Source organism: Arthrobacter sp. 10T413_2 (assembly GCF_056394205.1).
Window position 1 is genome coordinate 1 of the sequence record NZ_JBFTHK010000138.1, and the last position, 11783, is coordinate 11783.

Below are 11783 nucleotides of genomic sequence, written 5' to 3' on the forward strand. Positions count from 1 at the left end.
CATAGGGACACCCCCCCCGTATTGTTTTGATGGTGGCCGTTGCAGCCACTRTCATCACACTGCCCGGCGCACACAGCCCTGAGCAAAGTCAGCCGGGCGGGCCGCCTCGATAGGCTTCGAGTGCGTCTTCTCTGATCCACTTTCTGGTGAGTAAAGCGTCCAGAACGCAAGAAACGACGACGGTCGCCCAGGAAATCCATATAGGGGCGAGACCCGCAACGACGAATGCCATGACGGCAACCACKAAGCCGCCAGAGACAAAGCCATAGATTCGGCGTGCAGAGGTCGCAAATCGTGCCTCCTGTGTCTCGCGAAAGTGGTTCAGCATCAATCCCCCATGGTTCGAACCGGAGCCTACAGCACTGGTTRCGCCAAATAGCGCTTATAGATGCGCGCCTGATGCCGCTGCGATTCACAGTTCCAGCCCACAGCGACTTAGCTTGAACTGTTTTATTGGAGGCAGGATCCTGCCGGTTGGGGGTTTCGGTCATGTTCGGCGCCCGCCCCACCGCCGTTCCGGCAGGATCTTGCCGAATTGCAGTTACTGAGGCAKGATGGGAGCCATGACCCRCCCAAGCGGMAGCATCCTGCCTCTTCCGGTGCGGGGAATGCGGGAAGTGCGGGGAATACGGGAGGCGGGCGCGGCTATGAGTGATGCTTTGTCAGTGGCTGCGGGCATCCGGAGCGCCCGCAAGGACGCCGGAATCACGCAGGAGGACCTGGCCCACCTGGCGGGAACTTCGGTGCGCACCGTCCGGGCCATCGAGACGGGAAGCGGCAACCCGTCGCTGCAGGCCGTCATCGCCGTCAGCAATGTCCTGGGCCTGCATCTGACGGTGCAGTAATGGGGGTCCCGGCGCCGGAGGACCTGCAGGACCTGAAGTTCGTCCGGTCCGCGGACGTATATAAGAGCGGCGTTTGGGCCGGACACCTGAGCCGGACCGATTCCGGMGCGGTGAGGTTCGACTATCTCCCGGRCTATCTCACGTCCGGCCAGCCTGCCGTGGCCGTCTCCCTCCCGCTGTCCGCGGCAGCGGTGGAGAGCCCTGCCGGGGCGTTGCCGGCGTTTTTCGCCGGACTCCTGCCCGAGKGGCACCGGCTCACGGTCTTGAAGAATGCGACCAAGACCAGCTTCGACGACGAACTCACCCTCCTGCTGGCTGTCGGGGCGGACGTGCCGGGAGACGTCCAGGTGGTCCCCGCGGGCGCCCCTCCGGCGGAACCGCCCAGCCTTGCAGACACGTCCCGGCCGGAGGAACTCGACTTTTCCGTGCTGGCCAACACGGTGGACCTGCACAGCCTGCCGGGGGTCCAGCGGAAGACCAGCGCCTCGATGCTGACCACCCCGCTCGCCCTGCGCGGGCACCGCTACGTGCTCAAACTGGACCCGCCGGAACATCCCCATCTGGTGGTCAACGAGGCCGCTCATTTGCGCGCCGCGAAGTCGCTGAAGATCCCGGTGGCCAAGAGCCGGGTCATCGCGGACCGGAACGGCCTCCCCGGTCTGCTGGTGGAACGGTTCGACCGCGTCAGGAATCCGGCCGGCGACTGGATCCGGCTTCCCCTCGAGGACGGCACCCAGGTGCTGGGGCTGCCGCCGGCGGCGAAGTACGGCGTCAGCTCAGAGCAGGTGGCAGCGGCCCTGGCCGGGATCTGCAAGGCACCAGTGGTCGCGAGCCGCAACCTCTACCTGCAGTTTGTCTTTGCCTGGCTGACCGGCAACGGCGACCTCCATGCCAAGAACCTGGCCGTCCTCGGGCACGGACCGGAACGCACAATCGCCCCGGTCTTCGACGTCCCGTGCACCCTCCTCTACGGCGACGAAACCCTCGCTCTGCCCGTCTCGGGGAAGACCAGGAACCTCAAGGCGAGGCACTGGGCAGAGTTTGCCGGCACGCTGGGCCTTCCGCCGAGAGCGGCGGMCTCGGCCAACAGGACCGCGCTCGCTGCCGCGGGCACCGTCAGGCTGGAGGACTTGCCGTTMACCGGGTCGCCGCTGCGCGGTGCGCAGCGGGAACTGGGATTTCGACGGCGGGAACTGACCGGCTGATCGCAGCTTTTCCCACGGCCAGGCTCTTGCGCGGGGTCCGGGGAGGGTGCAGAATTCAGGGACTTTAGTGCCCCACAGCGGCCAGTCGCCGTCCGAGGGAGAAACATGCCTGCGAACGTTTTCGAGCAAAATCCCCGGGAAGCTCGGGATGACTGAGCCGGCGCGCCATTACGGGTCCGGCGGGCACCGGGCCGCCGACGGGTCGAAGCCCGGACMGTGGCCCCTCGCCTGGCGGGTGGGCAGGATCCGGCCGCAGTACCTGACGGCGGCCGCCGTCGCAGTCGCCCTGGCGGTGAYAGGCAGCGTTTACGCAAGCGGCCAGGCGGGGATTCCGGATGAGCCCGCGGCTGCTGCGGCCGCTGCGGTTTCCGGTACCGCCGTCACGTCCCCGCTCACGGCCCAGGCACCGCCGGCAGTCACTGACGCCCGCCAGGCGGCCGCGCCGGAAGCTGCCGAGCCGGAAACCACTGATCTGGCCCTCCCCGCCCCGTCCGCGACTGCGGCCCCTTCCGTCACGACGCCCGCGGCCTCCGCGACTCCGGCCGCCTCCGTCACGACGCCCGCGGAAATCGCCGACGAGCCCGTCGCTGCCGTCACGGTCCCGACGATCACTCCCGAACTGGGCAGCCGGATCAACGCGATCATMGCGGCCAACAGCGCGTATGCACTGGGGGTATCTTTGATCGATGTCTCGGACGGAGTGGTCCACGGCTACGGGATCCAGGGCAATTTTGTGGCGGCCAGCACAGCCAAGATCCTCGCCGCGTCGGCCTACTACCACCTCGTGGAAACCGGCCGCGCCACACTGACTGCCCCGCTGGGCGCCTCAACGGCCGGGGCCCAGATCCGCCAGATGGTTCAGCAGAGCAACAACGATTCATGGCTCCTGATACTTCGTGCAGTCGGTCAGCGGCGGATGACGGACTACGCCGCGTCAATCGGGATCGGCTACGACTTCACGGTGAACCTGCTGACCCCGGAGGAGATGGCGCGGACCCTCTACCTGCTCTACACGGGGCAGCTGCTCAATGCGCGCAACACGTMCCAGCTGTTGTCCTACATGCAGAACACCAACTACGAGACCCTGATCCCGCCCGCGGTTCCGCCCGGCATAGGGGTTCACCACAAGTACGGGCTGCTGTTCGGAAACCTGCATGATGCCAGTGTCCTGGACAAGGACGGCCGCGCCTTCGTGTTCGTCGTGTACACGCGCGGCCGCGACTATTCGGACATGGGCCCCCGTACGGCGATCATTCAGCAGCTCACCCGGACGGTGACCGCCGCGTTGTTCTGAGCAATGATGGCTGTTAGGAACCGGCGTGTGCCCTTTCGGTGGTGCCGTAGACGTCAGGGCTGACCTTATAGCCGTGGCGGTCCTGAGCCAGCGCCCGCTTGTTKACGGCGGCCAGGGCAGCCGCATCAAGCGTCGTGGTCGAGTCAAGGTTGAGAACTTCCTGGCTGTCCCCGCCGGAGGCCGTGACTTTGAAGCTTCCCACTCCGGCGCGGTAGTACTTCTGCTGATGGCCGGCCGAGGCCCCGTCGAGCGGGTTGAATTCGTCGATCTTCAGGATATTGGCCTTCCGGCTGGCCACCTGGGCGCAGTCCAGGAAGCCAATCGAGGGCGCTGATGCCTGCGTGTAGGGTCCAGAGCCTTTCGAGGGGTGCGCCAACATGGCGATGCCTGCCCGTGCCTTGTCGACTCCTGTGATGAAGGTGTTKGGGGCGCCGGTGAACTTTCCGGCGTCGAACTCCTCCGGGTACTCACCCAGGAGCCAGACGGCTYCCTTTTCGGTCTGCGCGAAGAAGGCCAGTTCTGATTCTTCAAGGACTCCGTCGTTGTAGTCCCGGTCCCACAGGACCACCGCGCGGACTCCGTCGATCTCCTTTGTCAGTCCCGTCACGATCGACACCACGCGGTGCGTATGGACCTCCGGCGGACTCGTGGTGAGGTCCGTGACGGTGCCGCTGAACTCGGAACGGGTTCCCGGCTTMATGGGAAGCCAGGTGTTGTCCACCGTGGGCTMGTGCGGGAAGTTTCCGGCGTTGAAGTCGGGCAGCGAACCAGGGCCGCAGTCTGTCGCGGTCCCGGTCGAGGCGCGGGCCGGCGCGGGGCCGGTACCGGCGTCCGCTGCACCGGCCGTGAGGAGTGACAGCGGCAACGCCACGAGGCAACTGACTACGGCAATGTTCTTGTGCAACATCGGACATTCCTTTTTGGGGTTCCAGACCGGCCCGTAGCCGGGGTCAAACGGTCGCCGGGCCGGCGGCCGCGCGTTCCTTCTGACGGGTCTTCTTGKATTTGGCGAACCGGAGATAGAGCGAGGGAACGACGAACAGATTGAGCAGGGTAGAGGTGACCAGGCCGCCCAGGATGACGACGGCCATGGGGTGTTCAATTTCATGGCCGGGGATGTTGCCCATGACGACCAGGGGCACCAGCGCCAGCCCGGTGGCCAGGGTGGTCATGAGGATCGGCGAGAGCCGCTMCGCCGCCCCGCGCATCACCAGAGGACGGCCGAAGGTCTCGCCCTCATGCGTTTCCAGATACTGGCAGTGGTTGATMAGTAGGATGCCATTGCGGGCAGCGATCCCCATCACGGTAAGGAAGCCAACGAGGGACCCGAGGGACAGGACACCGCCGGTCATGTAGGCGGCTATGACGCCGCCCACCAGGGCCACCGGCAGCGTCAGCAGCGACAGCACGGCCAKCCGCCAGCTCCGGAAGGACGCCTGCAGCAGCAGAAGGATCACGGCAAGCGCCGCCGCGGAGAAGATCATCAAGCGGTTCGTTGCCGCTTCGCGTTCGGTGTACTCGCCAAGCAGCTGCACGCTGTAGCCGGTCGGCAGATCCAGGCTTTCCAGCCGCGACTGCAGCGCGCCGACCACCTTTCCGAGGTCTGCCCCCTGGGCCAGGAAGGATCCCACTTCCACGCGGCGGGAGCCGTTGGTGCGGTCGATCTGGTTCGGCGTCGGCTGCAGACTCACGCTCGCGACGTCGGCCAGGCGCACCCGCTGTCCGCTMGGCGTGTCGATGGGGAGGTCTTCGATGCTGGTGACGCTGGCCCGGGTCGCCGGGGTGCTCCAGACCTGAACGTCGTAGGCCCGGCCGTCGCGGAAAACGTCCCCGACTTCCTCGCCCGCAACGAGCGTCGCGGCAGCGCGCCGGACGTCGCCGGGCTTGAGCCCGTACTTCTGCGCCGCGGCCAGATTGACCGTGACGGCGATCTGGGGGACCTCCACTTCAAGGGAGACATGCGCGTCCTCGGTGCCTTGGATCCCGTCCAAAATGGTCTTGACCCGCTGCGCCTGTTCCCGGAGCACGTTCAAATCGTCCCCGTACACCCGGACCAGGATGGGCTCGCTGGCGCCGGTGATGACCTCTTCGATGCGCTCCTTCAGATACGTTTGGACGTCGCGGTGCAGTCCCGGGTAGCCGTCGACCACTTCCTGGATGGCGGCGACCGTCTTGTCGTAATCGGCGTGGCGGTCGATGCTGATCCAGTGTTCGCCGGCATTGACACCGACGATCTCGTCCGCGGCGAACGCTTGCCCAATGTGCGTCCCGCAGTTCAGGACGCCGGGGACCTTGAGGAATTCCTCGCAGCCACGCTGCGCGATCCGGTACTCCTCCGCGGCAGAGGTGCCCGGCTGCGAGACCCAGTGCATCAGGAAGTCCCGTTCCTTGAAGGTGGGGAACAGGGACGAGCCCATCAGGGGAGCGATGACCAGGCCCACCACCGCCAGCACCCCAAAGCCGGCGTAGCCGTACCGGGGCCTGTTCATGCTCTTGGACAGGGCGGCGTGGTAGCCGCGTTTGAGCACACGGACCAGGGGAGGGTCGCGTTCTTCGAGTTTGGCGTTGCCCAGAAGGATCAGCGCCAGGGCCGGTGTGACAGTCAGTGCCACGAGCATGGAGGCGAGGACGGCCAGGGTGTAGGCGACGGCGAGCGGGCGGAAGAAGACGCCCGTGAGCCCGTCCAGGAAGAAGATCGGCACGGCCGCGACAACGATGATCAGCGTCGCGTACACGATCGGGCTCCGCATCTCGAGCGAGGCCCGCAGGACCACCGACGACGCGGATTCGTCACCGCCCTGGGCGCGGTGCTGCCGGAGCCGGCGCATGATGTTCTCGACGTCGATGATCGCGTCATCGACCACGACGCCGACGGCGATCACCAGCCCCGCCAGGACCATCGTGTTGATCGAACTGGACGTGAAATACAGCACCAGTGCGGCCGTGAGGAGGGACAGCGGAATGGCGATGAGGCTGATCAGTGCCGTGCGCCATTGGAAGAGGAACGCGACGAGGATCATGACGACCAGCAGGCAGCCCAGCAGCAGCGCGACACTGAGGTTGGAGATTGCCTCCTCAACGAAGCTGGCGGGGCGGAAGATCGTGGTGTCGAAGTTGATGCCGCTCAGGCCCGGCTGCAGCTCGTGCAGGGCCTCCTCCACGCCCCTGGTCACATCCAGGGTGTTGCCCCAGGGCAGCTTCTCGACGATCAGCATGAGCCCGTGGCCGTTGTTGATCACGGCGTCACCAATGAGCGGMTGATGGTCCTCCACCACCTGGGCCACATCGCCCAGATGCAGTGCCACCCCGTCCTTTTCCCGAATGGTCACCTGGGCCAGGTCTGCAGGGGTCTGGATCGGCTGGACGTGACGGATGCMCATCCTCTGGGTGGKGCTGTCGATGAAGCCGCCTGTGCCGATGAACCGTCCGGGCGAGTATTTCAGCAGGCCGGCGTCCAGGGCACCGGCGGTGACTTCCATAACMTGGTTGAGGGRGACGTTCTGGGCMTTGAGCTTGTCAGGTTCAACCTGCACCTGMAGCATCTGGAGCCGCTCACCCCAGATGGCCACGTTGGCCACGCCGGGAACCCGCAGCAGCCGGGCCCGGATCGTCCAGTAGGACAGCATCGACATTTCGATGAGCGAGTGGTCTTGGGATGTCATCCCGATCTTCATGACCCGGCTGGTCGAGGACAGCGGCTGCAGCATCACCKGCGGGGCCGCCCAGGTGGGCAGCGCCGCGGTCACCGAGGCCATCCGTTCCGACACCAGCTGCCGGGCGTTGAGCAGGTCCGTGCCCTCGTGGAAAACGAGCACGATCGACGACAATTGGGGCACGGACTTTGACCGCAGCTCGTCCAGGCCCGGCATGCCGCTCACGGCGGCCTCGATCGGCACGCTGACGAGCTCTTCGACTTCCTGGGCGGTCAACCCCAGGCAGGCGGTCTGGATTTCCACGCGGGGCGGGGCGAATTCAGGGAAGACGTCCACGGACGCGGCACTCAACTGCAGGGAACCGAGCAGCATGACGGCGCATGCGAGGGCGACGACGACCGTCCTGAATCGGAGGCTGATCCCGATGAGCCAGCGCATGTCAGTGGGCCGTGTCGAATTCAGCGCCGAAGAGTTCCTCGGCCCCCGTGGTGACCACTACGGTGCCTRCCGGAGGCCCCGCCGTCAGGACGGCGACGTCGCCGTTGATGCGCTCGACCGTGATGGGCTGGCGGATGTAGACCCGGGGCTCGGGGTTGGTGTAGACCCACGTCTTGCCCGTGCTGTCATAGATTACGGCCCCGTAGGGGACGGTGAGCTTCTTGGTMTGGGGATCCGTGGCCGTCGCGGCGGTTTCGATTCCGACGCGTTCGACGGCGTGTTCGGTGAGGGTCAGCCGGTGCAGGTCCGTGCCGGGCACTTCGGCAACGACCGCAGGATCGCCGTCGGCCGGGGCGGCTGCCGGCGTAGGGCTGCAGCCTGCGATGCTGAGCGCCGTCAACGCCGTCACAAACGCCCCGATGATGAATGACGCAACCTTGTTGCCCCGCTGCTGCGAAGGTGTGGAATTCATGATGCATCCTKACTTTCAGTCCGTGCAGCGGAGCCCTGGCCGGTCTGTGCGCCGGGTGCCGGCTTCGGCTCGAATCTGAGCAGCACGGCGGGCACGACTATCAGGGTGAAGAAAAGCGTTGTCAGCAGGCCGCCCCAGATGATGACGGCGAGCGGCTGGATGATTTCCGTTCCGACGACGCCCCCGAAGAGGACCAGGGGCAACAGCGCCAGGCCCGATATCAGGGTCGACATCAGCACGGGACCCAGCCTCTCCCGGGTCCCGCGGACCACCAGGGCAGGCCACGGTGCAGTGGCGTCCCCGGCACGCAGGCTCCGGACGTGGCCGGTCAACAGGAGGGCACCGCGGACGGCGCTCCCCAGGACGGCGGCGAAGGCGACCAGAGCCACCAGCGAGTTGACCCCGCCCGTGGCCTCGGCGGCCAGCACGCCGCCGGACAGCGCGAGGATCAGACCGAGGAAGAGCGGTGCGGCAAGCCGCCAGCTTCCCGTCGCCGTTTGCAGCAGGACCAGGATGCCGGCCGCGGCAACCGCCGCGAGGAGCCAGAGCCACTGGTAATTGCTCTGCTGCTGGGCGTATTGGGTGAGGATTTCCGCGTGGTACGACATCGGGAACTGCATCTTCTGCAGGCTTGCGTCGATGTCGCGCTGGATGTCGCCCAGGGGGCGGCCCTGGATCTCGGCTTTGACATCGATGCGCCGCGACGTGTCATCGTGCAGGATGACGGACTCGTTCCCGACCATGGTCACTTGTGCGATGTCGCCGAGGCGGGCATGTCCGCCGTTGGGGGTGTCGATGATCAGGTCGCGGACGCTGTCCAGGCTGTTGCGGGTGGCTGCAGTCCCCTTCACGATGACCGAGAAGACTTTCTGCTGTTCGTAGAGGTTCCCGACTTCAATGCCCTGCAGCAGTGCGGCGGCCGCGCGCCGGACGTCGCCGGGGACGACGCCGGCCTTTTGGGCCGCGGCGAGGTCCACCTTGACCTCGGCGATCGGCTGCTCGGCCGGCAGGTCGACATGGGGGTTGACGACTCCGGCCGTGTGCTCCAGCAACTGTTGCACCTCCGCCGCCTTCTGCCGCAGGATCGCCGGGTCGAGTCCAAAGACCCGGACGGCAAAGCCGCTGTCCGCCTCTTCCCGGATCTGGTCGATGCGCTCCTGGGGGTAGGTGGAGATCTTGCTTGTCAGGCCCGGATAGCCTGCGATCACCCGGTCGACGGCGGCGGCCGTGTCGGCGTAGGAGGCGTCGTCGGCCACCGTCACCCACAGCTCGCCGGAGCTGACGTCGCCGACCTGATCGGAGGTGATGGCGCGCCCGACGTGCCCGCCGACGTTGGCCACGCCGGGCAGGGCGCGCAGCTCTGCGGCTGCTGCCGCGGTAACCCGGCTCATTTCCTGGTCGGAGGTTCCGGCACTCGCGTTCCAATGCACCACCAGGGTCTTGTCCGCCAGCACCGGCACGACGGGATTGCTCCCGGCCAGCTGGGGAACGAGCGCGAGTCCGGCCAGTGCAACCACCGCCGCGGCAGCGAACACCCACCGTGTCTTCCCCGCCAGGCGCGTCACGAGCCGGCCGTACGCGCCTTCGAGCCGCCTTAGCGACCGGCGCTCCGGCGCGTTGGAACCGGCAGGAAGGACGAATGCCAGGGCGGCCGTAACGGTGATCGCGATGATCATCGAGACAACCAGGGCGATCAGGTAGCTCTGCACCAAGGGCCCGAAGAGGGCGCCGTTCTCACCGGAAATGAAGAGCGCAGGCATGACAGCCAATGCCATGATCAGCAGCGAGTAGAGGATCGGCGTGCGGACAGCCCGCAGGGCCGCCGGGATTACTGAATCGCCCGGTTGCCGGTCCTGGGCTTCCCCGTCCTGCGCCTCCTGGTTCTGGGCCTTTTGCTTCTGCGCCTGCTGGCGCCGTGCCTGGGCAATGCCGTTGAGGTCCTCTGCGACATCGCCCACGATGACCGCCAGGGCCAGCACCATGCCCGCCAGGACCATGGTGTTCATCCCGGCGCCGCGCCAGTCGAGCACCAGCGCCGCCGCGGTCAGCGACACCGGAATGGTGATGAGGCTGATCAGGGCCGTGCGCMAGGAACGGAAGAAGACGCCGAACAGGGCAACGATCAGCAGGAGAGTAATGAGCAGAGCGATGCCGAGCGTTCCGACCTCGTTGTCGATAAATGAGGCCTGCCGGTACACGCTGGTATCGATGKTGACCCCTGGCAGGCCCGGCTGGAGCGCGCGGAGTGCGTCGTCAACGCCGCGGGTCACGTCCATCGTGTTCGTCTCGGGGAATTTCTCGATGACMAGCAGCAACTCGGCGTCCCGGCTCAGCAGGGCGTCGCCGATCAGCGGCTGGTGGTCCGTGGCCACGGTGGCCACGTCCTTGAGCAGGAGATTGCCGCTGGCCCCCTCGATGGGAACCTGGCCCAGGTCCTCCGGCGTGGTGATCGGCAGGACATGCTGAACACCGATCCGCTGGTGGCCCGTCTCGAAGAAGCCGCCGGTGCCCGGTGTGGACGCCTCCAGGTAGCTCAGTGGCGAAACCCATACTGAGTTGCCGGTCGTCTTGATGACTTCATCCAGCGTGACCCCCTTGGCCTGGAGCTGCGCCGGATCCACCAGGACTTGAAGTTGTTGGTCCCGCAGGCCCCAGATCGCCACGTTCGCGACGCCGGGCACGGCCAGGAGCCCGGGCTTMATGGTCCAGCGGGCCAGCACTGACATGTCGATGGCCGACATGTCTTTGGAGGTCAGCCGGATCATCATGACCCGACTCGTCGAGGACAGCGGCTGCATCAGCACGGGTGCCGCCGACACGTTGGGGAGTGCGCGGGCCTGGGTCAGCCGTTCGGAGACCAGCTGGCGAGCGCGGAAGAGATCGGTCCCGGGCTTGAAGACCATCTGGATTGAGGAAAGGCCTGGCACGGACTTGGACCGGATCGCCTCCACCCAGGCAACACCGTTCAGCAGGTCGGCTTCCATGGGCGACGTGATGAGCTGCTCAACCTCGGCGGCCGAAAGTCCCAAGGCTTCAGTCTRGATTTCCACCTGCGGCGGGGCGAATTCCGGAAAGGTGTCCACGGACATGCCCGGCAGGCTGGTGAGCCCGAGGGCCAGGATTCCCGCTGCCGCGGCGAGGACCAACAGCCGGAACTGCAAGACCCAGCGGAGGATTGCACCCATCATGGCCGGTACCGCGCAGGCTCCACAGCGTGTCCGCACTCAAGCAGGCCGCACTCAACAAGGGCGCAGCAAAGAAGGGTCCGGTCAAGGGGGATGAGGTGCTGACGTCGTCGGTAGCCGGGGCTGCTGTGCGCGGCCGGTGGAGCGGCCGCGCAATGAGGCGGTCCTGCCGCGCAACCGGCCTTCAGGAAGTTGGAGCTCAATGCTTGAGTTGTTGGGCAAACTGCCCGTTTGCTACGCACGGCGCGGCTCCTTGGTCCAAKGCCATAGCGCCCCCCAGCCGTCAAGAGCAATAATGATCTTCGGGCACACAGGCGTCAATAGAAATGCAGGTGACCGCCATGAAGGCAGCCGCAGGAGACCGYATCATCATCCGTGGGACCACGGTGGAGTCCACGGACCGGCACGGTCTGATCCTTGAGGTCAAGGGGGCCGATGGGGCGCCCCCGTACCACGTCAGATTCGACGACGGCCACGAGACGATMATGTTCCCCGGCGGGGATTTCGTCGTCGAACGAGCCGGGAACGGGCCMTAAAGGGGACCTGAGGAGGGCGCCGGGAACTGGGCCCCAGGACGCTCCGCCCTAGAAACCCGACGAGCTCCCGGAGCCGGAAAAGCTGCCGCCGCTGGACCCGTACCCGGTGGTGGCTCCGCCGCCGCGGGCGCTGCTGACGCTGCTGACGCCGGTGC

Annotated in this window: 8 protein-coding genes; 4 read left to right on the forward strand and 4 right to left on the reverse strand. The window is 66.4% G+C overall.

The features are described 5' to 3' along the window. Positions 1-647: 647 nt before the first annotated feature. The 3 genes from AC1DBQ_RS17555 (at position 648) to AC1DBQ_RS17565 (ending at position 3344) form a co-directional block, all read left to right on the forward strand. Entirely contained in the window at positions 648-845 is a 198-nt protein-coding gene (locus tag AC1DBQ_RS17555) for a helix-turn-helix transcriptional regulator (RefSeq protein WP_476929733.1), read from the forward strand. Beyond that, the gene (locus tag AC1DBQ_RS17560) at positions 845-2050 is read left to right on the forward strand and encodes a type II toxin-antitoxin system HipA family toxin (RefSeq protein WP_476929734.1); all 1206 of its coding nucleotides are present in this window, start codon (positions 845-847) and stop codon (positions 2048-2050) included. The genes AC1DBQ_RS17555 and AC1DBQ_RS17560 overlap by 1 nt, the downstream gene beginning before the upstream one ends. A 148-nt stretch (positions 2051-2198) precedes the next feature. Next, positions 2199-3344, forward strand: a complete 1146-nt coding sequence (locus AC1DBQ_RS17565; protein ID WP_476929735.1) for a serine hydrolase — start codon at positions 2199-2201, stop codon at positions 3342-3344. Positions 3345-3357: 13 nt separating this feature from the next. Here AC1DBQ_RS17565 and AC1DBQ_RS17570 read toward each other — a convergent pair whose 3' ends face one another. Genes AC1DBQ_RS17570 through AC1DBQ_RS17585 form a run of 4 tightly spaced genes read right to left on the reverse strand, consistent with a single transcriptional unit; the run spans position 3358 to position 11095 of the window. Further along, positions 3358-4251 carry a hypothetical protein gene (locus tag AC1DBQ_RS17570; RefSeq protein WP_476929736.1) on the reverse strand — a complete coding sequence of 298 codons (894 nt, stop codon included), beginning with the start codon at positions 4249-4251 and terminating at the stop codon, positions 3358-3360. A gap of 43 nt (positions 4252-4294) precedes the next feature. Further along, positions 4295-7435: an efflux RND transporter permease subunit gene (locus AC1DBQ_RS17575; protein WP_476929737.1), complete on the reverse strand. Its 3141-nt coding sequence runs from the start codon at positions 7433-7435 to the stop codon at positions 4295-4297. A 1-nt stretch (position 7436) separates the two neighbouring features. Beyond that, positions 7437-7907 (reverse strand): hypothetical protein, encoded by a 471-nt coding sequence (locus tag AC1DBQ_RS17580; protein WP_476929738.1) that lies wholly within the window; start codon positions 7905-7907, stop codon positions 7437-7439. After that, complete coding sequence (locus AC1DBQ_RS17585; RefSeq protein ID WP_476929739.1) at positions 7904-11095, reverse strand: efflux RND transporter permease subunit; 3192 nt, start codon at positions 11093-11095, stop codon at positions 7904-7906. The genes AC1DBQ_RS17580 and AC1DBQ_RS17585 overlap by 4 nt, the downstream gene beginning before the upstream one ends. Before the next feature lie 338 nt (positions 11096-11433). Here AC1DBQ_RS17585 and AC1DBQ_RS17590 point away from each other — a divergent pair, with 338 nt between their 5' ends. Next, positions 11434-11628, forward strand: a complete 195-nt coding sequence (locus AC1DBQ_RS17590) for a DUF1918 domain-containing protein (protein WP_091252400.1) — start codon at positions 11434-11436, stop codon at positions 11626-11628. Positions 11629-11783 lie beyond the last annotated feature (155 nt).